An 18,523-nucleotide genomic window follows, 5' to 3' on the forward strand; every position below is an offset into this window, starting at 1 on the left:
CACGCTCTCCTGCCAGGACGAAGGTTTACATTCAGCCGAAGAGGCTGCCGGTGCTTTGCTGCGTCAGCACCGAGAGCACGTTGCCGGCGGTGATCCGGGCATCGGTCTGCAGCGTGTTGCCGGCGCCGCCGTTGAGGAAGTTCTGCTCGGCGTTGGGGAACAGTCCGCCCATCGAGTGGCCCTGGGCACTGCCCTTGACCTCGCCCTTGATCATGTCGATCGCCTTCTGGAACTGCTTGCTCTCATCGCGGGACATGTATTGATCGCCCTCGGACAGCTCGCCCATCCAGTCCTTGGACTTGCCGTCCGGCTTGCCGAACTCTTCAGGGTGCATGTCCATGAAGCGTGCGATTTCCTTGAGCACGTCCTTGTCATCGTTGGAGAACGCCATCTCGCCGCGGGCATCGCGGGCCGGGTTGCCGGTGGGCTTGAGCAGGTTGTCGAGCTTCTCCTCGCCCAGGCTGCCCAGCAGCGACGACAGCAGGTCCTGCACGCCGCCACCGCCGCCGATGCCGCCGGGCATGGGGTTCCAGCCGCCCCCGCCGTTTCCGCCTGGCATCGGGTTCCAGCCTCCGCCGCCGTTGCCGCCCGGCATCGGGTTCCAGCCGCCGCCGTTGCCGCCGCCGAACTGGCCGCCGTTCTGCAGGCCGCCGCCCAGCATGTCCTTGATCATGCCTTCGAGGCCTTTGGTGAACGCGGCCTTCTCTTCGCTGTTGAGGTAGTTGTCCTCGGTCAGCTCGTCGCGCCAGCTGCGCACCTTGCCGTTGGCGTCGTCGGGCTTGCCGAACTTGCCGGGGTTCTTGTCCATGTAGTCGGCGATCATGCCCAGCAACGGGTTTTTCGCGTCGCGGATGTTGGCGCCGCTGCCGGATTTCTCGAACAGCGCCTGGCTCAACAGCTCGGCGATCTGCCCGGCGCTGTTGCCCGAGCCGCCCTGGGACCCGCCCATGCCCGGCAGGCTGAAGCCGCCCTGGAACGAGCCGCCTGGAGGGAGTGTCAACGCAGTGGAAAACATAAGGTGCTCCTTGCCTGGATTGCCCAAGTCACGGCCCTTCCGGCCAAGGCCGGAAGGGCCTGTGACCACTTAGTAGTTGATCGCCTTGCCGGTCTGCTGGGCGGCGTTCTGCGCCTTGGTGGCGGAGTCCTGGTAGGCGCTGGCGATACCGTTGACGGTATCGGTCATCATCTTGTTGGACTGAGCCTGGGCGTTCATGGTGGTGGTGGCTGCTGCAGTGGCGTCCATTTGTTGCATGGCAGCCATCGAAGCGCCAAGGGATGCGGTACCGGCCATAGTGTCTACTCCTGATAATCGATTGTTGTTTGAGCACCGGATGGTGTTCGAACAATGAGTGGTCGATTCTCGGCAGCGGTTCCATGGCGAACGCGAATTGGCCGGTGCGGCAGGTTCCGGGCGTCGGGGGACGGACCGCGGGCGTCAGAGTTCCGGGGAGTCGATGCTCAGGCTTTTCATGCGGTGATAGAGAGTCCGGCGCGGAATGCCCAGCTCGCTGACCACCGAGTCGATGCATTTGGCGTGGCGCGACAGGCAATCCATGATCAGGGTCTTTTCGAACAGGCGCAGGTGGCTCTTGAGCGGTGCGGCCTGCCGGCACGGGGGCGAAGGATCGTCGGTCTGCAAGGCCGGCATGCCCAGCACGAAGCGCTCGGCGGCGCACTTGAGTTCACGGATGTTGCCCGGCCAGCGGTGGTTGAGCAGGCACTTGAGCAGGTGCGGGTCAGGGGCCGGCATCGGCTGGCGGTGGCGTTCGGCGGCCTCGCAGACGAAGCGCTGGAACAGCGGCTGGATGTTTTGCAGGCGCGAACGCAGGGTCGGCAGCTGGATCTTGATCACATTGAGGCGAAAGAACAGGTCGCGGCGGAACTTGCCCTCGTCCACCAGTTTCTCCAGCGGCGTCTGGGTGGCGACGATCACCCGCAGGTCCAGCGGCACGAAACGGGTCGAGCCCAGGCGTTCGATGCCGCGCATCTCCAGCACCCGCAGCAGCTTGGCCTGCAGCAGCAAGGGCATGCTGTCGATCTCATCGAGGTAGAGGGTGCCGCGGTCGGACGCTTCGATGTAGCCGGCCCGGGACTTGGAGGCGCCGGTGTAGGCCCCGGCCATGACCCCGAACAGTTCGCTCTCGGCCAGCTGTTCCGGCACCGCCGCGCAGTTGAGGGCCACCAGCTGACCTTCGCGTCCGGACAGTTCGTGGATGCGCCGGGCCAGGGTGTCCTTGCCGGTGCCGGTCTCCCCCTCCAGCACCATGTCGACCTTCAACGGTGCGGCCTTTCTGATAAACGCTTGCAAGGTGCCCACTGTGTCGAGAACTTCATGTTCCCATTGCACGGAGTGGTTGTTCGAAAAGCCCCCAGTCATCTTGTTCCCTCACGATGATGATCACTTCTGTCGGGATCGAGGAATACAGAAACGCCGCGCCTTCTTTCAATCCGAGCATCGGAAGGTCGATGGACGTCAGAAACTCAAGCGTATGCCTGCGACACCATTGTTTTTGTTCAGGGCGATATTGATAGCAGCAGATTTCCATCACCAGCCTGCGTTCATTCCCCCGATGGTTCAGTGCGATTTCCAAGGCCGGACGCCGCTGCGGGTGCGCCGGCCGCTCTCCTGCGGCAAGGCCGCAGTCTAGCGTCGCACAGGTGCGGGGCGAAATTGAAATTCGCCGCAAAGGCCATAGAAACGCTCAATTCCGGAACCGCGCCTCATGGCCGTCGCAAGGCGGCCCTCACCCCCTCGGCCATCGACTGCGCCTCTTCGCGCAGCGCCTGGCAGAACGCATCGGCGCTGACCGACGCCGGTCGGTGCTCCGGCCGGATCAGCATGACCCGGTACGGCAGCGACACCGCCAGCGGACGCATCACCAGGTCGCGCCCCGCCTCCGTCAATGCGGTCAGCGGGTTGATGATCGCCACCCCCAGGCCCTGCCTGACCATGGCGCAGACCGATGCGGCGTTGTCCGTTTCGATCACCGTGCGCCGGTCGACCTGCGCCTGGCGGAAACACTCGTCCAGGCGCTGGCGGTAAACGTCCAGGCTGGACAGGTTGATGAAGTCGACCCGGTGAAAGTCCGCCAGCGACAGCACCGGTTTGGCCAAAAGCGGATGCCCCGGCGCCAGGACGCAAATCATGTCTGCGCTGAACAGCGGCTCGCCCCGGGTGCCGCGCGGCACTTGCTCGACTTCGGTCAGGCCCAGATCGTGCTGCTGGGTGACCAGCGACTCTTCGAGCATCGGCGACTCCTGCGCCACGATGCTCACGCTGACGCCCGGTCGGGAGCGGTAGAAGCGCCGGCACACCCGGGGCAGCAGGGTCTGGGAAAACAGCGGCAAACAGGTCAGGGCCAGCCGGCCGTGCTCGAAATTGCGGATCGACTGCGCGCAGCGCTCGATGCGCTCAAGCCCTACATAACTGCGCTCGACCTCATCGAACAGCATCAGGGCCTGGTCCGTCGGCAGCAGGCGCCCGCCGGCGCGCTCGAACAGGCGCAGTCCGGAGACTTGTTCGAGCCGGGCCAGTTCGCGGCTGACCGTCGGCTGCGAGGTGAACAGCAACCGCGCCGCGCCCGTGACGCTGCCGGCCTGCATGATGGAACGGAACACTTCGATCTGACGCAGCGAGATCTTCACTGGGATTTTCCGGTGACAACAAGAAGGCCATATCAGATATGAATGGGTAGCGAATAAAAAGCTATTTTTTTGATGAGCGAGGCACGGCATGCTGCGCCGATCCTTTCGATGAGCATGCGCCATGTCCCCTACGCTTCCCTTCACCCTGTTGGCCGACAGCGCCCGTACCCACGGCACCCCGCTATGGAGCTACGACGCCGCGACAATCCTTGAGCGCATCGGGCGCCTGCGCGCGTTCGACACCGTCCGCTACGCGCAGAAGGCCTGCTCCAACCTGCACATCCTGCGCCTGATGCGCGAGCACGGCCTGCACGTGGATGCCGTCTCCCTGGGTGAGATCGAACGCGCCCTGCTCGCCGGTTTCCAGGTCGGCGGCGCGCCGGCGGGCATCGTGTTCACCTGCGACCTGTTCGACCGCAAGACCCTTGAGCGCGTGGTCGAGCTGGGGGTGGAGGTCAACGCCGGTTCCATCGACATGCTGCGCCAACTGGGCGAGCGTTCGCCGGGGCACCGCGTATGGCTGCGGATCAACCCCGGTTTCGGTCACGGCCACAGCCGCAAGACCAACACCGGCGGCGAGAACAGCAAGCACGGCATCTGGCACGAAGACCTGCACGAGGCCCTGGCGGTGATCCGTGAGTTCGGCCTGAAACTGGTGGGCGTGCACATGCACATCGGCTCCGGCGTGGACTACTCGCACCTGGAAGAGGTGGCGCGGTCGATGGTGCAACTGATCGCTGGCCTGGGCCAGGACATCGAAGCCTTCTCCATCGGCGGCGGCCTCTCCACGCCCTACCGTCCGGGCGAGGCCGCCGTGGACGTCGAGCGCTATGCGCGCACCTGGGCGGTGGCCAGGAAGGAAATCGAAGCGCTGCTGGGCCATCCGGTGCACATGGAGATCGAACCGGGCCGCTTCCTGATGGCCGAGTCGGGCCGGCTGGTGAGCGAAGTGCGGGCAGTCAAGCGCATGGGCAACCGCCGCTACGTGCTGGTCGACGCCGGCTTCAACGACCTGATGCGCCCGGCCATGTACGGTGCCTACCACCACATGACGCTGCTGGACGCCGAAGGCCGCCCGGTGGACCGGCCGCTGGTGGACACCGTCGTCGGCGGCCCGTTGTGCGAGTCCGGCGACATCTTCACCCAGGACGACCAGGAACTGCGCCCGCAACCGCTGCCTGAAGCCAAGGTCGGCGACTTGCTGGTGTTCCATGACACCGGCGCCTACGGCGCGTCAATGTCGTCCAACTACAACAGCCGGCCGCTGCTGCCGGAGGTGCTGTTCAGCGACGGCCAGGCCCGCTTGATCCGCCGCCGGCAGACCCTGGACGCCCTGTTCGAGCAAGAACAGGAGCTCTGAGCCTCACGCACCCGGACCGAACGCGGCCCTGACGAACTCCATGAAGCTTTGCAGCTTGGGCGTCAGCCGCCGGTCCGGGGCGTACAGCAGGTTCATCGGCGAGACCGGCACCTTGTACTGCGGCAACAGCCGCACCAGCGTGCCTGCGCGCAAGGCATCCTTGACCAGCTCCAGCGGCAGCATCACCACCCCCAGCCCGGCCACGGCGGCGGCCAGCAACGGGTCGCCCTGGTTGATCGTCAGCCGGCTCTTGATCGGCACATCGACGACGCCTTCCGGTCCCTCAAGGCGAATGTGCGAACGTCCGTCCGAATAGGCGAACGCCAGGCACTCATGGGCCTGCAGGTCCTGCGGCGTCGCGATGGCCGGGCGCCGGGCCAGGTATGCCGGCGCGGCGCACAGCACCATGGGGTACGGCTTGAGCGGCAAGGCCTTCATGCCGCTGTCGGCCAGTTCGCCGATTCGAAACACGGCGTCATAGCCGCCCTCCACCAGATCCACCAGTTCGTTCGACAGGGTCAGGTCCACCGACACCTGCGGAAAACGCACCATGTACTCCAGCAGGCGCGGCGACAATGTGCTCACGCCGAAGGTCACCGGCGCGTTGATCCGCAGCCGCCCGCTGGGCACGCCACGGGTGACGGCGGCCATTTCCTCGGCGGCGTCCACGTCGGCCAGGATCAGCTTGGCCCGCTCGTAGAAGGTGCGGCCGAAGTCGGTCAGGCTTTGCTTGCGGGTGGTGCGGTTGAGCAAGGAAACGCCCAAATGCTGTTCGAGCATTTTCACCTGCTTGCCGACCAGTTGCGGCGACAGGTTGAGCTCGTCGGCCACGGCGCTGAACGAACCCAGCTCCACCGAACGGACGAAAGTGGCCATCAACGTGAGGCGATCCATTGGAAACCCTGTGTTTCTAGTGTCGCGCCATCGTAGGGCTTTATCCGGCCCAGGCCAAAGACTAAATTGGGCGCCACGACACGCACGCACCGGGACTGCCCCGGTGCGTCGCTCCATTGATACAGCAGAGGTGCACATGGCCCGGATTGTCAGGATTCACGAATACGGCGACGCAAGCGTCTTGAAACTGGAAGCGGTGGACGTGCCCGCCCCCGCGCCCGGCGAGGTGCAGATCCAGGTCAAGGCCTTCGGCCTGAACCGCGCGGAAGTGATGTTCCGCAACCACGCCTACCTGCAGGAAGCCGAATTCCCCAGCCGTCTGGGCTACGAAGCGGCCGGCGTGGTGGCGGCGGTCGGCGAAGGCGTCAGCGGCTTCAATGTCAGCGACGCGGTCAGCCTGATCCCGCCGCTGGACATCGCCCGCTGGGGCACCTACGGCGAAGTGGCGAACGTGCCCGCTCACCTCACCGTCAAGCACCCGGCCAACCTGTCCTTCGAACAGGCCGCCGCGTCCTGGATGCAGTACGTCACCGCGTGGGGCGCGCTGATCGAGCAGGCGAAACTGACCCAGGGCGACGTGGTGCTGATCACCGCCGCCTCCAGCAGCGTCGGCCTGGCCGCGTTCCAGATCGCCCGCAGCGTTGGCGCGGTGCCGGTGGCCATCACCCGCACCCAGGCGAAAAAGCAGGCCCTGCTGGACGCCGGCGCCGCCCATGTGATCGTCAGCGACGAAGAAGACATCGTGGCGCGGGTCATGGCCCTCACCGACGGCCAGGGCGCCCGGGTGGTGTTCGACCCGGTCGGCGGCCCGGCCTTCGAAACGCTCACCCAGAGCATGGCCCGCGGCGGCATCCTGCTCGAATACGGCGCCCTGAGCCCGGAACCCACGCCGTTCCCGCTGTTCACCGTGCTGGGCAAATGCCTGACGCTCAAAGGCTACCTGTACGCCGAGATCGTCGCCGACCCGGCCGCGCTGGAACGGGCCAAGGCGTTCATCCTCGACGGCCTGGCCTCGGGCGCGCTCAAGCCGGTGATCGCCAAGACATTCGCGCTGGAAGAGATCCAGCAGGCCCACCGTTTCCTTGAGGCCAACCAGCAGATCGGCAAGATCGTCGTCACAGTCTGAGCCCTTCCCTCCCCACCCTTCCAGACCGCCGCCCGATGCCTGCATCGGGCGGCGCGCAAGGCTTCCACCATTTCTGGGATATCGCCTTGCGCTCTTCGCTATAACCTTAGAAGCGGCCGCGAATTAGACTGGCGCGAAAGCAGTTCGCACCGCGATTTAAGGAAGAAAGCATGCAAGACATTTTCAGCATCAACTGGTTGCTCTGGCTGTCGACCATGGTGCCGCTCACCCTCAGCGCAGGCCCCGGCAACCTGATGGTCGCCACCTCCGGCGCGCAAAGCGGCGTGCGCCGCTCGGTCTGGTTCATCGCCGGCCTCGACATCACCTATTTCCTGATCGCCGTGCTGGTGGGCCTGGGGCTCTACCACACGCTGATGAACCACCCGACGCTGGTCTGGGGCCTGCAAGTGGCGGGCAGCCTGTACATCCTGTGGCTGGGCGTGCGCCTGCTGCGCCGTCCGCTCAAGGCACCCGGCGACAAGACCCTGCACCTGCAGTTTCGCGACGGCATCTTCGTGCAGTTGGGCAACGTGCAAGGGATCGTCATGCTGCTGGTGATGTTCTCGACCTTCCTGCCCGCCGGCGACACCAGCAGCACCGTGGTGCTGGTCCTCAGCGCCGCACTGATTTCGCTGAACTTCTTCTCCCACGTCATCTGGGTCTCGATGGGCTCGACCGTGCAGAAGCTGATCCGCTCGCGTCCCCGCTTGCTGGTGGCCCAGAACGCCGCGTTCGGCCTGATGCTGATTGCGGTCGCCGTGTGGATCTTCCTGCGCATCGGCCCGCTGTAAGGACTGCCCATGACTCACGCCCACGCCATCGTCTTCACCACCCCCGGCGCACCGGACGTCCTGGAACTGCGCGAACTCAAGCTGCGCGCCCCCGGCGCCGGCGAGATCACCGTCGCCGTCGAGGCGGCCGGGGTCAACTTCATCGATCTGCACCGCCGCTCCGGCGCGCTGGACGACGGCTCGCCGTTCCCCCGGGGCCTGGGCATGGAAGGCGCCGGCCGCGTCCTCGAATGCGGGCCGCAGGTGCAAGGCCTCGCCCCCGGCGACCGGGTCGCGTTCGTCGACAGTTCGACGGGGAGCTACGCCAGCCACGCCGTGCTGCCGGCCTCGCGGGCCATCCGCCTGCCCGGCGACATGCCCAGCGAAGTGGCCGCCGCCTTGATGTTCAAGGGGCTGACCGTCGAGTACCTGACGCACCGCTGCATACCCGTGGCACCCGGCGACTGGGTGGTCTGGCATGCCGCCGCCGGTGGCGTGGGCAGCATCGCCACGGCCTGGCTGAGCGCCCGGGGCCTGCACGTCATCGGCCTGGCGTCGAGCGAAGACAAACGACGTCAGGCGCTCGCCGCCGGCTGCGTGGCGGCCTTCGACGCCGAAGCGCCGGACACGCTCAGGCACATCCGCGAACTGACGGCGAACAAGGGCGTCCACACTGTGTTCGATTCCGTGGGGCGCGCGACGGTCGAACTGTCGCTGGCGTGCCTGCGCCAACGCGGGCATCTGGTGTCGTTCGGCAACGCCTCCGGCGACGTGACCGGATTCAACCTGTCCCGGTTGGGGCAGATGGGTTCGCTGCACGTGACCCGGCCGTCGCTCAAGCACTACATCGGCCAAGACAGCGAGCTCGCCGAGGCCGCTCAGCGGGTGCTGCGGGCCTTCTCCGACGGCGCCATCCGAGCGCCCGCCATCACCCGCCTGCCGCTGGCCGACGCCGCCGAAGCCCATCGCCGGGTGCAGGACCGGGAAACCCGCGGTTCCCTGATCCTCATGCCATGACCCGCCCGCAGAACGGCCGTCAGTGAATCGCGGCCGTTCTTTCGCTCAGCACTTGCGTCAGATAGTCCACCACCCGGTCGACACGGCCGATGCCCTGGGTCGCCTGGTTGCGCAGCAGCCAGACCTCGGAGCTGTGCGAAGGGCCGTCCGCCAACACCCGGCACAAGCCTGACTGGTGCGCGACATAGACCGGCAACGCCGCGATGCCGAGATCCGCTTCGACGGCCTTGAGCTGACCGTTGAGGTTGGAGACGCGCATCCACGGTTTCTGTTCGCCGCTCATGTCGCTCAGCCACTGCGCGAGCGGCATGTACGCCATTTCCTCGGTCCAGCCGATCAGCCGGTGGCGCTTCAGGTCATCGACCGCCGCCGGCAGCCCGTGGGCGGCGGCATAGCCTTCGGAACAGAACAGCGCCTGGGTCAGCGTGCCGACCCGGCGCATGGTGAAGTTGCCGTTCTCGGGCCGGCGCAGGCGGACGATGATGTCGCTGTGGCTCTGGGTGAGCTTGGACGACACGGCCGAATTGAAGAAGTCGAAGCTGATCTCCGGGTACTGCTCACGGAACTGCGCCAGCGCGGGAATGATCAGGTGCGTGCCCATCAGTTCCGGGCAGTCGATGCGCACCTGCCCGGCCATCCGTTCCCCCGGCTGCGACATCTGCCGCTCGATGAGTTTGAAGCGCTCTTCCGTCTCCAGCGCCAGCGGCAGCAACGCCCGGCCGGCCTCGGTCAGGAAGTAGCCGTTGGTCTTCTTCAGGAACAGAGCGGCGCCGAGGGATTCCTCCAGCGCCGCGATTTTGCGGGACACCGTCGAAGCCGACACTTTGAGCGAGGCGCCGGCCTCGGTCACGTTGTTCGATTTGGCGACGAAGATAAAAACTTTCAGATCATCCCAATCCATGTCGATGATTTACCCAAAAATGAAAAATCGATCCCCATGTATTTCTGTTCGAAATAACCAGAGGTCACGTTAAAGTTTTTTGCATGGAGCAAAACCCTAGAGGAAACATGGATGATACGTAACTCGATGCGCCCGCTTCCAGGGTTCATGCAGCCGTTCTTGAGTTGGCTGACCGCCAAGCCCCTGCCCGAGGACCTCGACCGGGTCCGGCCCCTCAAACCGATGCACCATATCATCGTCTCCGCCGGATTGATCGGCATCGGCGCGTCGCTGGCCGGCGCCGGCTACCTGCAAGGCAGCGTCTGGCTCTGGCTGCTGGGCTTCGTGCTGGCGACCGGCGGCATCAAACAGATGCAGGTGATGATCTGCCACAACTGCGCCCACGACATGGTCTTCAAGGACCGCGAGCGCAACCTGAGGGTCGGCCGGATCATTTCCGGCGTGCTGATGCTCAAGCCCTTCGACGTCTACAAGCATGAACACACGCTCCACCACAGTTCCAGGGCCCTTTTGACCGACGATGACGACACCCTGTCCTATCTCCAGGAAGTGGTGAAACTCAAGCCGTCCGACAGCATCTCCACCATGTGGACCAAGCTTGTGACCACCGCGCTGTCGCCGCTGGCCATCCTGCGGTCGTTCTGGGGCCGCGTGAAAGCCACCGCCGTGGCCGACAACCGCCGCGTCGCCCAATGGACGCTGATGTTCTGGGTCGCCCTCGCCCTGCTCTCCGCTGCCCTGGGGCATTTCGACCTGTTCGTCATGGCCTGGGTGGTGCCGGTGTTCGCCGGCTATCACATCAGCACCACGTTCCGCCTGGCCGCCGAGCACACCTGGCCCAGCGTGGATGTGCTGGAGCGCCGCGGCATCGACTTCATCTGCGAAAGCACCACCGGCGTGTTCATCGGCGAAGAACTGCGCCTGCCGCAAGACGCCGGTTTCATCCGCCGCCAGGCCCTGATCGCCCTGTGGCTGGTGAAGATGCTGTGCTTCCACCTGTTCGTGCGCCTGTTCGTGATGGTCGGCGACACGCCCTGCCATGACTTCCATCACCGCCGCCCGCGCTCCGCCGACTGGCCCAACTACATCACCGCCCGCGAGCGGGACATGCTTGAAGGCTCCAAGCCCTTCCCGACCAACTACAGCGAAAACTGGGGCTACATCAACGCGGTGACCGCCAACTTCCGCAACTTTCAACGAGCACTTCCGTACTACGCCAACAGGACTGCAACCCAAAAAGGACTTTAAGGATGATGTTCAACAAAACCGCTCTGCTCGCCACCGTACCTTCCGACTCCCACAGCTGGAACCTGGTGTTCATGGAATTCCTGCTCAACGACCTGGGCTACAAGGTCGAGAACCTGGGGCCCAACACGCCCATGGACGAGGTGATCGACCGCCTCAACCGCAAAGGCAACGCGATCGTCGTGGTCAGCACCGTCAACGGCCACGGCTACCTTGAGGGCGCGGAACTGGCCAAGCGCGTGCGCAGCGAGACCCGTCACCAGGGCGGGCTGTACATCGGCGGCAAGATCTGCACCGAGAACGACAGCCAGACCATCGCCCGGCACAGCGAAACCCTGCGCACGGCCGGTTTCGATGAAGTGTTCGACGACAGCGTGGCCAACAGCTTCGATACCTTTCAGGAACTGGTGACCGCGCAACTGAACTCGACGCACTTCCTGGAGAAACGGGTCGCCCGCTGACCCGTCCGCGCCACCTACCGGTTTGATGAAAAGGTTTACCGCATGATCGACTTCAACACGCATGTCCTTGAACGGTTCGCCGAGCAAGGTCCGGTGCTCCAGCCGCGCATGGGCTTCAGCGACCCGGCCCGGATGCAGGCGGGGCTTGAGGGCGTGGCCGCCAGCCGCGCCAACACCGTCTGCACCATCACCCTCGATGCGTTCACCCGGGTGAACAACCTCGCGGCGGCGCAGCGGGCCATCGACAGTGGGTCGATGCTCAACGGCTATCCGATCGTCAACCACCCCGGCGAAGACACCCGCGCGATGCTGGAGCAGATCTACGCCCGCCACCGCCTGCCGGTGCAGATCCGGCATGGCTCGCCCGATCCGCTGCACATTTTCGAGCGGATGGTCGAGATCGGCCTGCCCACCACCGAAGGCGGACCGATCTCTTACTGCCTGCCCTACAGCCGCACACCGCTGCGCGAGGCGTTCGGCCATTGGGAGAAAGCGTGCCGGGTGCTGGCCGACGGTGTGGAGCACAGCCACATCGAGAGCTTCGCCGGCTGCATGATGGGCCAGATGTGCGATCCGGCGATCCTGGTGGCGCTGAACATTCTCGAAGGCCTGTTCCTGCGTTCCCACGGCATCCAGACCCTGTCGTTCTCCTACGCACAAGGCACTTCGCCGGTACAGGACCGGGCAGCGGTGACGGCGTTGCAGCAGTTGGCCAGCGAGTACTTCGCGCCGGGCAGCTACCACTTTGTCGGCTATGTGTTCATGGGCTTCTTCCCGCGCTCGTTGGGCGGGTTCTGCCGGATCACCAGCGATGCGCTGGCGATGATCCGCGCCACCGGCGTGCAGCGGGTGATCATGAAGACCCCGGTGGAATCGCGCCGCATCCCCCGCATCGAGGAGAACATCGCGGCGCTGGAGTACGCCGACTTCTGCCTGAACACCGACGGCGAACTGCCGGACATCCCGTTCGATGCGCAAGAGCACGCCCGCGTCCTCGGCGCCGCCCGAAAGCTGATCGAAGGCACCCTCGCCCGCGACAGCGACCTGTCCGAGGCGATCCTAGATGCCTTCGCCGGCGGCTTCCTGTCGATCCCGTACTGCCTGCACCCGGACAACCGACGCAACGCCGGCACCGTGGTGACGGCCCAGAACTACTACCAAGGGTTCGACGGCGAGCGCGTCGAGAATGCGTTCTCGTTCCTGGCGGCGCTGCGGCACAACATCCAGACCTACGACCGCGTGGCCTGACGGCGCAGCGCTTTGCCTCCCCCCACAAACGCCCGATGCCCGCATCGGGCGTTTTCTATTCGGGCAACCCGGCCAGGCGCAGCCCTTCGATGAAGAGGGCGACGTCTTCGGGGCGCTGGATCGGCAACCACTCCTTGAGCCTGGACACCCGCAGGGTGGGATCCAACTCAAGCAGGCGCGCCATGACCGGCCCGGCCTTGTCCATCCGCCCGCCCAGCGCGTGGCTGGCGGCCATCAGCGCCACCGCCGGCAGCAGGCTGGGCAGATTGCCGACCGACTGTTCGGCATAACCGGCCGCGATCTCGAAGCGACCGGCGAAGAAGTGGGCGATAGCCATGCCCACCTGCATGCGGAACATCTCCGGATCCAAAGGGCTGAGGCGTACCGCGTGCTCCAGGTTCTGGATGGCGGCATCGGTCTCGCCGCGCATGGCCCGCAAGATCCCGCCCAGGTACCAGGCCGGCGCCAGGTTGGGATTGAGCAGCCGGGCCCGGTCGAGCAAGGCGATGCCGCCGTCGACGTCGCCGGTCAGGTGGGCCAGCGCGTGGCCGCTGCGGGTCAGGGCCACGGCGTCGTCGCGGCCCAGCTCCACCGCCATCCGCGCCAGCCGTGCGCCTTCGACGATTTCCCGCGGCCGGTCGGTCATCCAACCGTTGAGCTTGCGCCAGAAGTGGCACCAGGCGGCCATGCCGTAGGCGGAGGCGAACTCCGGATCCAGTTCGATGGCGCGGTAGAACAGCGCGAGCGATTCGTCGATGGCCTCGCGGGTGGCGATGTGCAGTTTGGCCGTGGCGCGCAGGTAATAGTCGTAGGCATCGAGGCTGTCGGTGGGCTTGCGCTTGGCCCGTTCGATTTCCGCGCGCTCCAGTTGCGGCGCAATGGCGCCGACCACGCTTTCGGCGATCCGGTCCTGCAGCTCGAAGATGTCGTCGAGCTGGCCCTCGAAGCGCTCGGCCCACAAATGCATGCCGCTGCTGGCGTCGATCAGCTGGCCGGTGATGCGCACCTTGTTGCCGCACTTGCGCACGCTGCCTTCGAGCACGTAGCGCACGCCCAGTTCCTGGCCGACGCTGCGGGTGTCCACCGCCCTGCCCTTGTAGGTGAAACTGGAGTTGCGGGCGATGACGAACAGCCAGCGCAGGCGCGACAGCGCGGTGATGATGTCCTCGGCCATGCCGTCGGCGAAGTAGTCCTGTTCGGGGTCGCCGCTGAGGTTCTGGAACGGCAGCACGGTGATCGAAGGCTTGTCCGGCAGCAGGAGCGCCGGGCGCGGCGGCGCCGTCGGCTGCGTTGCGGCGGGAGGCTCGGGATCGTCGCTCGGTTGGACCTCGCCGACGAAACGGTAGCCCTTGCGCGGCACGGTGCGCACCAGGCGCTGGTGCTCGCCGGTGTCGCCGATGGCCTTGCGCACGGCGTTGATGTGGCTGGTGATGGTGGATTCGGAGACGACCCGGCCGCTCCACACGGCATCGAGCAGTTCGTCCTTGCTCACCACCCGGTCGCGGTGGCTGATCAGTTGCAGCAGCAGATCGAAGACTTGCGGCCCGACGGTCACGGTCTGGCCGCGTTGGGTCAGGTCCCGGCGCTCTGGGTCGAGCACGAAGTCTTCAAACTTGAATGGCACGCTGGCGGTTCCCTGATCGGACGCCCCCGGCGCGGAATCCGGGGTGGCAGTGGGTTGGGCCCTCAATGGTACGGCAGAGTGTGCGCCGCCGCACCGGTCTGTGCGCCGGCCACAGCAGTTTGGACGGTTTGGACGCAAATCCAAGCTCGGGCCAAGGCAAATCCAAGCCCCGGGCAAAGATTCGGATCCCCGCCGCAGGCATCCTCGAAGCACATCGACAGCAATGGTTGCGGTCGGCAAGCGGAGAGACGCCATGAAGATTGTCGTTATCGGAGGCACCGGCCTCATCGGATCGAAACTTGTGAAGAACCTGCGCGAGCGCGGCCATGATGCACTGGCGGCCTCGCCCAACACCGGCGTGAACAGCATCACCCGCGAAGGCCTCGCCCAAGCGATGGACGGCGCCCAGGTGGTGGTCGACGTGTCCAACGCGCCGTCCTGGGAAGACCAAGCGGTGCTGGAGTTCTTCGAGACCTCCACCCGCAACCTGCTGGCCGCCGAGGCCGCCGCCGGGGTCCGCCATCACGTGGCGCTGTCGGTGGTGGGCAGCGAGCGGCTGCCGGACAACGGCTACTTCCGCGCCAAAGTCGCCCAGGAAAACCTGATCAAGGCCTCCGGCATGCCCTACAGCCTGCTGCGGGCCACCCAGTTCTTCGAATTCGTCGGCGGCATCGCCCAGTCGGCCACGGTCGGCGACGAAGTGCGCCTGTCGCCTGCGCTGATCCAGCCCATGGCGTCGGACGACGTCGCCGCCGCGCTGACGGATGTGGCGCTGGCCGCGCCGAGCAACGGCACCCAGGAAGTCGCCGGCCCCGAGGCCTTGCCGCTGGATGAGCTGGTCCGGCGTTTCTTCCGCGTCACCGGCGACACCCGCAAGGTGATCCCGGACGTCCACGCCCGCTACTTCGGCGATGAACTGGACGACCAGTCGCTCACCCCCGGCAGCGCCAACCCGCGCCTGGGCCCGACCCGTTTCGAAGACTGGCTGGCGAAATCGACCGCGTCGGCTGCGCGCTGAACGCGCACTCACCCTCATCTATAGGAGCACTGCCATGTTTAGCCGAATCCTGTTGGCCGCCACCCTCGCGGCCGTGTCGGTCACCGCTGCCTCGACGGTCTCTGCGGCCGAGCCGCAGGCGGGCAAGGTCACCGTGGTGTTCGACCGCGCCCTGCCCAACGTGCCGGGCAAGACCATGAAGGGCGTGCTGGTGGAATACGCGCCGGGCGGGTCTTCGCCTGCGCACTTCCATCCGAAGTCGGCGTTCATCTACGCCACGGTGCTTGAAGGCGCCGTGCGCAGCAAGGTCGGCGATGCGCCGGAGAAGGTCTACAAGGCCGGGGAACACTTCGTCGAGCAGCCGGGCGACTTCCACGCCGTCAGCGCCAACGCCAGCACCACCGAGCCGTCCCGCCTGCTGGCGGTGTTCGTGCTCGACAGCACCGAGGGGGATCTGGTCCGGCCCGTGAAACCGTAACCGCCCCCTTCTACCGCCCGCCTCCGGCAGCCCCACGCTGCCGGAGGCGTTGGCCTTGCGCAGGATCCTGAACATGAACGCCCTCCAGCACGAAGTACCCGATAGCCAGGCCGGCGAACCCTCGTCGTCCGCCGTGCCGCGGCGCAAGCGCAAAGTGGCGGGCGTGCTGTTGTGCGCGGTGGCGGCCGTGGTGGCGGGCGGCGGTGTCCTGCTGTTCGGCGACGGCGGCGTCAGCACCGACAATGCCTATGTTCGCGGCGATGTCACATCGCTGGCGGCCAAGGTGGCCGGCTACGTGACCGCAGTCGAGGTGCAGGACAACCAACCGGTGCGCAGCGGCGACGTGCTGTTTCGCATCGGTGACCAGGACTACCGCGCCCGTCTGGCGCTGGCGGAGGCCAATCTCCAGTCGGCGCAGGCGCGATTGAGCAACGTGGACGCCCAGACCGAACTGCAGCATGCCCAGATCCGTCAGGCCGAGGCTCAGCGGCGCTCGGCCGCCGCGCAGCTGAACCTGGCCAGCAAGACCCACGAACGCAACCGCAAGCTGATCGTCAGCAATGCGGTGAGCCAGGCGCTGGTCGATGAAACCGCCGCCGCCCAGACCCGGGCGTCCGCGACGGTGGAAGCGGCATCCGCATCGGTGCAAGCGCAACAGCAACGCATCGCCGTGCTGTCGGCCCAGCGCGCCGCGGCGCTGGCCAGCGTGGCCCAGGCCCAGGCTTCTCGGGACCTGGCCCGGATCGACCTCGACAGCACCGTGGTGCGCGCGCCGGTGAACGGCGTGGTCGGCAACCGTCAGGTGCGTGTCGGCCGCTTCGTCACGCCCGGGGGCGCCCTGCTCGACATCGTTCCGGTCCAGGACGTCTGGGTCGTGGCCAACTTCAAGGAAACCCAGCTCGAACGGATCAACCCCGGCCAACCGGTACGCATCACGGTCGACGGCTACCCCGACGATGCCCTGCACGGCGTGGTCGACAGTTTCGCCCCCGGCAGCGGTTCGGCCTTCAGCCTGTTGCCCACCGACAACGCCACCGGCAACTTCGTCCGGGTGGTGCAGCGGGTGCCGGTGAAGATCCGCCTGGCCCATAACCCGCTGCCCGGCCGCATCGTGCCCGGCCTGTCGGCCCGGGTCGACGTGGAGCCCGGGTCATGAAACGGCTGGCCGGCACGTGGAGCGGTGCCCTGCTCCTGGCCGGCGTCCTGCTGGCCAGCCTGACCGAAGCGATCGCCGGCAGCGCCCTGGTACTGGGACGCAACGGCATCATCGGCGACACCTACGCCACGCCCGACGAATTTGCCTGGCTGGACATCGGCTACACCGCGCTCAAGCTGATCGGCTTCATCAGCGCCTCGGCCTTGCTGACCCGCTTCGCACCCCGCACCGTGATCGTCGGCGCCACATTGGCCATGGGCCTGACCTGCGCCCTGGCCGCCGCCGGCACCCGGCTTGAGCTGCTGGTGCCGTTGCGCATGGTTCAGGGCTTCGCCGGCGGCACCCTGCTGGTGGCGGGCCAGGCCTTGATCTTCCGTGCCTTTGGGCGCGAACGGCAACCGTTGCTGCAGGCGCTGTTCGCCATCGGCGCCGTGGTTGCCTCCGCCACCTTGACCCCGGCCCTGCAAGGGTGGCTGGTGGACAGCCGCTCCTGGGGCTGGATTTTCTTCAGCGCCGTGCCGTTGGCGCTGGCGGGCTGCGGCCTGATGCTGTGGGCGGAGCTGCCCCGGCCGGCCAAGGCAGACCGACGGCCCTTCGACTGGATCGGCTGGGGGCTGATCAGCGCCGCCCTGCTGTGCTTCACCTACGTGTTCAGTCAGGGCGAGCGTTGGGACTGGTTCGAAGAGCCGCGCATCGTTTGGCTGACACTGGCGGGCACCGCCGCCCTGCTGGGGTTCCTGGCCAGGCAGTTGCTTTCCAGGCGCCCGCCGCTGCTGGACTTCGATCTGTTCGGATCGAGCGATTTCGCCTTTGCCTTCATCGTCAGTTTTGTCGCCGGGGCGGCGTTGTTCGGCAGCGCCTACCTGATACCGGCCTTCGCCGTGTCGGTGCTCGGCTTCACCCTCACTGAGGCCGGCCTGCTGCTGTTGCCCAGCGGCGCCGTGTTCATCGCCGCCCTGCTCGTTTCGGCCTGGCTGATGCAGGCGCGGGGCGTGGCGCCGTTCGCCACGGTGCCGCTCGGCATCGGGCTGATCGCCCTCGCCATGTGGATGCTGTCCGGTTCCACCCTCGAGAGCGGCAGCGACGACATGATGGCGGCGATCCTGCTGCGCGGTCTGGGCCTCGGTTTCCTGTTCCTGTCCATCACGCTGATCGCGTTCAGCCGCCTGACCAGCCGTCACCTGGCCGCCGGCATCGGCCTGTTCAACACCGGCCGGCAATTGGGCGGGCTGATCGGCGTGGCCGCGCTGCAGACGCTGATCGAACACGGCCATGCGCACAATGCCGTGGTCCTCGGCACCCATGTCACACCGGGCGGCCCGGCCGTCATCGAGCGGTTGGCGAAACTGTCGGCGATGCTGACCGACAAAGGCCTGGACGTGCCGGCAACCGGCCGCGCCGCAGCGAATCTGCTGGGCCGCACGGTTTCCGGGCAATCGATGGTGATCGCCTTCGACAGCGCCTTCATGGCGGTGGTCCTGCTGTTCGCGTTCGCCGCCCCGCTGCTGGTGGCGGTCAAGATCGCATTCGCCAGGCGCGCCAAAGCACAGGCAGCGACGGCCGGCACCCGTTAGCGGGTCCGGCCGTCCGGCGCCCTCTCA

18 protein-coding genes and 1 pseudogene are annotated in these 18,523 nt (G+C 66.4%); 11 read left to right on the plus strand and 8 right to left on the minus strand.

Annotation, left to right across the window (positions count from 1 at the left end):
• Positions 1–31: 31 nt before the first annotated feature.
• The 5 genes and pseudogenes from CAG41_RS25615 to CAG41_RS25630 all read right to left on the minus strand — a co-directional run bounded on the left by CAG41_RS25615 (position 32) and on the right by CAG41_RS25630 (position 3,645).
• Positions 32–1,015, minus strand: coding sequence for a DNA-binding protein (locus CAG41_RS25615; RefSeq protein WP_085583715.1), 984 nt, complete (start codon positions 1,013–1,015; stop codon positions 32–34).
• Positions 1,016–1,084: 69 nt separating this feature from the next.
• Positions 1,085–1,345, minus strand: a pseudogene (locus tag CAG41_RS25620) (hypothetical protein); the annotation flags it as partial.
• Positions 1,346–1,435: 90 nt separating this feature from the next.
• Positions 1,436–2,377 carry a sigma 54-interacting transcriptional regulator gene (locus CAG41_RS25625; RefSeq protein ID WP_085583719.1) on the minus strand — a complete coding sequence of 314 codons (942 nt, stop codon included), beginning with the start codon at positions 2,375–2,377 and terminating at the stop codon, positions 1,436–1,438.
• On the minus strand, positions 2,331–2,591 hold the full coding sequence (locus CAG41_RS28440; protein WP_139831397.1) for a hypothetical protein: 261 nt from the start codon (positions 2,589–2,591) through the stop codon (positions 2,331–2,333). The genes CAG41_RS25625 and CAG41_RS28440 overlap by 47 nt, the downstream gene beginning before the upstream one ends.
• Positions 2,592–2,721: 130 nt before the next feature.
• Positions 2,722–3,645 carry a LysR family transcriptional regulator gene (locus CAG41_RS25630; RefSeq protein WP_085583721.1) on the minus strand — a complete coding sequence of 308 codons (924 nt, stop codon included), beginning with the start codon at positions 3,643–3,645 and terminating at the stop codon, positions 2,722–2,724.
• Between the two features lie 121 nt (positions 3,646–3,766).
• On the opposite strand from CAG41_RS25630, the gene lysA reads away from it, so the two are divergent.
• Positions 3,767–5,005 carry a diaminopimelate decarboxylase gene (gene lysA, locus CAG41_RS25635; protein WP_085583723.1) on the plus strand — a complete coding sequence of 413 codons (1,239 nt, stop codon included), beginning with the start codon at positions 3,767–3,769 and terminating at the stop codon, positions 5,003–5,005.
• A gap of 3 nt (positions 5,006–5,008) precedes the next feature.
• Here lysA and CAG41_RS25640 read toward each other — a convergent pair whose 3' ends face one another.
• Positions 5,009–5,899: a LysR family transcriptional regulator gene (locus CAG41_RS25640; protein WP_085583725.1), complete on the minus strand. Its 891-nt coding sequence runs from the start codon at positions 5,897–5,899 to the stop codon at positions 5,009–5,011.
• A 136-nt stretch (positions 5,900–6,035) separates the two neighbouring features.
• Between CAG41_RS25640 and CAG41_RS25645 the strand changes: the two genes are divergently transcribed.
• The 3 genes from CAG41_RS25645 (at position 6,036) to CAG41_RS25655 (ending at position 8,812) form a co-directional block, all read left to right on the plus strand.
• The gene (locus CAG41_RS25645; RefSeq protein ID WP_085707631.1) at positions 6,036–7,025 is read left to right on the plus strand and encodes a zinc-dependent alcohol dehydrogenase family protein; all 990 of its coding nucleotides are present in this window, start codon (positions 6,036–6,038) and stop codon (positions 7,023–7,025) included.
• 170 nt (positions 7,026–7,195) lie between these two features.
• Entirely contained in the window at positions 7,196–7,816 is a 621-nt protein-coding gene (locus CAG41_RS25650; RefSeq protein WP_085583729.1) for a LysE family translocator, read from the plus strand.
• Positions 7,817–7,825: 9 nt separating this feature from the next.
• On the plus strand, positions 7,826–8,812 hold the full coding sequence (locus tag CAG41_RS25655; protein WP_256576470.1) for a quinone oxidoreductase: 987 nt from the start codon (positions 7,826–7,828) through the stop codon (positions 8,810–8,812).
• 19 nt (positions 8,813–8,831) lie between these two features.
• Here the strand turns inward: CAG41_RS25655 and CAG41_RS25660 are convergent, their stop codons facing one another.
• Complete coding sequence (locus tag CAG41_RS25660) at positions 8,832–9,713, minus strand: LysR family transcriptional regulator (RefSeq protein ID WP_085695326.1); 882 nt, start codon at positions 9,711–9,713, stop codon at positions 8,832–8,834.
• A 111-nt stretch (positions 9,714–9,824) separates the two neighbouring features.
• On the opposite strand from CAG41_RS25660, the gene CAG41_RS25665 reads away from it, so the two are divergent.
• Genes CAG41_RS25665 through CAG41_RS25675 form a run of 3 tightly spaced genes read left to right on the plus strand, consistent with a single transcriptional unit; the run spans position 9,825 to position 12,667 of the window.
• A complete protein-coding gene (locus tag CAG41_RS25665; RefSeq protein WP_170930304.1) occupies positions 9,825–10,961 on the plus strand; it encodes a fatty acid desaturase in 1,137 nt (378 codons plus the stop codon).
• A 2-nt stretch (positions 10,962–10,963) separates the two neighbouring features.
• Positions 10,964–11,419, plus strand: coding sequence for a cobalamin B12-binding domain-containing protein (locus tag CAG41_RS25670; protein WP_085583733.1), 456 nt, complete (start codon positions 10,964–10,966; stop codon positions 11,417–11,419).
• Between the two features lie 42 nt (positions 11,420–11,461).
• Positions 11,462–12,667 (plus strand): methylaspartate mutase, encoded by a 1,206-nt coding sequence (locus CAG41_RS25675; RefSeq protein ID WP_085583735.1) that lies wholly within the window; start codon positions 11,462–11,464, stop codon positions 12,665–12,667.
• A gap of 55 nt (positions 12,668–12,722) precedes the next feature.
• On the opposite strand, the gene CAG41_RS25680 is transcribed toward CAG41_RS25675, so the two are convergent.
• A complete protein-coding gene (locus tag CAG41_RS25680; RefSeq protein WP_085707632.1) occupies positions 12,723–14,291 on the minus strand; it encodes a winged helix-turn-helix domain-containing protein in 1,569 nt (522 codons plus the stop codon).
• A gap of 253 nt (positions 14,292–14,544) precedes the next feature.
• Here CAG41_RS25680 and CAG41_RS25685 point away from each other — a divergent pair, with 253 nt between their 5' ends.
• The 4 genes from CAG41_RS25685 (at position 14,545) to CAG41_RS25700 (ending at position 18,496) form a co-directional block, all read left to right on the plus strand.
• Complete coding sequence (locus tag CAG41_RS25685; RefSeq protein WP_085633469.1) at positions 14,545–15,309, plus strand: SDR family oxidoreductase; 765 nt, start codon at positions 14,545–14,547, stop codon at positions 15,307–15,309.
• A 34-nt stretch (positions 15,310–15,343) separates the two neighbouring features.
• Entirely contained in the window at positions 15,344–15,766 is a 423-nt protein-coding gene (locus CAG41_RS25690; protein WP_085583741.1) for a cupin domain-containing protein, read from the plus strand.
• A gap of 73 nt (positions 15,767–15,839) precedes the next feature.
• A complete protein-coding gene (locus tag CAG41_RS25695; RefSeq protein ID WP_085707633.1) occupies positions 15,840–16,922 on the plus strand; it encodes an HlyD family secretion protein in 1,083 nt (360 codons plus the stop codon).
• On the plus strand, positions 16,919–18,496 hold the full coding sequence (locus CAG41_RS25700) for an MFS transporter (RefSeq protein ID WP_085707634.1): 1,578 nt from the start codon (positions 16,919–16,921) through the stop codon (positions 18,494–18,496). The genes CAG41_RS25695 and CAG41_RS25700 overlap by 4 nt, the downstream gene beginning before the upstream one ends.
• The last annotated feature ends 27 nt before the right edge of the window (positions 18,497–18,523 follow it).

This window comes from Pseudomonas sp. B35(2017) (genome assembly GCF_002113645.1).
GTDB lineage: Bacteria > Pseudomonadota > Gammaproteobacteria > Pseudomonadales > Pseudomonadaceae > Aquipseudomonas > Aquipseudomonas ekonensis.

Bases quoted from the DNA above. Each gene is read 5' to 3' on its own strand.
- CAG41_RS25615 (WP_085583715.1), bottom strand. From the start codon at position 1,015: ATGTTTTCCACTGCGTTGACACTCCCTCCAGGCGGCTCGTTCCAGGGC.
- CAG41_RS25625 (WP_085583719.1), bottom strand. From the start codon at position 2,377: ATGACTGGGGGCTTTTCGAACAACCACTCCGTGCAATGGGAACATGAA.
- lysA (WP_085583723.1), top strand. From the start codon at position 3,767: ATGTCCCCTACGCTTCCCTTCACCCTGTTGGCCGACAGCGCCCGTACC.
- CAG41_RS25640 (WP_085583725.1), bottom strand. From the start codon at position 5,899: ATGGATCGCCTCACGTTGATGGCCACTTTCGTCCGTTCGGTGGAGCTG.
- CAG41_RS25645 (WP_085707631.1), top strand. From the start codon at position 6,036: ATGGCCCGGATTGTCAGGATTCACGAATACGGCGACGCAAGCGTCTTG.
- CAG41_RS25650 (WP_085583729.1), top strand. From the start codon at position 7,196: ATGCAAGACATTTTCAGCATCAACTGGTTGCTCTGGCTGTCGACCATG.
- CAG41_RS25655 (WP_256576470.1), top strand. From the start codon at position 7,826: ATGACTCACGCCCACGCCATCGTCTTCACCACCCCCGGCGCACCGGAC.
- CAG41_RS25660 (WP_085695326.1), bottom strand. From the start codon at position 9,713: ATGGATTGGGATGATCTGAAAGTTTTTATCTTCGTCGCCAAATCGAAC.
- CAG41_RS25665 (WP_170930304.1), top strand. From the start codon at position 9,825: ATGATACGTAACTCGATGCGCCCGCTTCCAGGGTTCATGCAGCCGTTC.
- CAG41_RS25670 (WP_085583733.1), top strand. From the start codon at position 10,964: ATGATGTTCAACAAAACCGCTCTGCTCGCCACCGTACCTTCCGACTCC.
- CAG41_RS25675 (WP_085583735.1), top strand. From the start codon at position 11,462: ATGATCGACTTCAACACGCATGTCCTTGAACGGTTCGCCGAGCAAGGT.
- CAG41_RS25685 (WP_085633469.1), top strand. From the start codon at position 14,545: ATGAAGATTGTCGTTATCGGAGGCACCGGCCTCATCGGATCGAAACTT.
- CAG41_RS25690 (WP_085583741.1), top strand. From the start codon at position 15,344: ATGTTTAGCCGAATCCTGTTGGCCGCCACCCTCGCGGCCGTGTCGGTC.
- CAG41_RS25695 (WP_085707633.1), top strand. From the start codon at position 15,840: ATGAACGCCCTCCAGCACGAAGTACCCGATAGCCAGGCCGGCGAACCC.
- CAG41_RS25700 (WP_085707634.1), top strand. From the start codon at position 16,919: ATGAAACGGCTGGCCGGCACGTGGAGCGGTGCCCTGCTCCTGGCCGGC.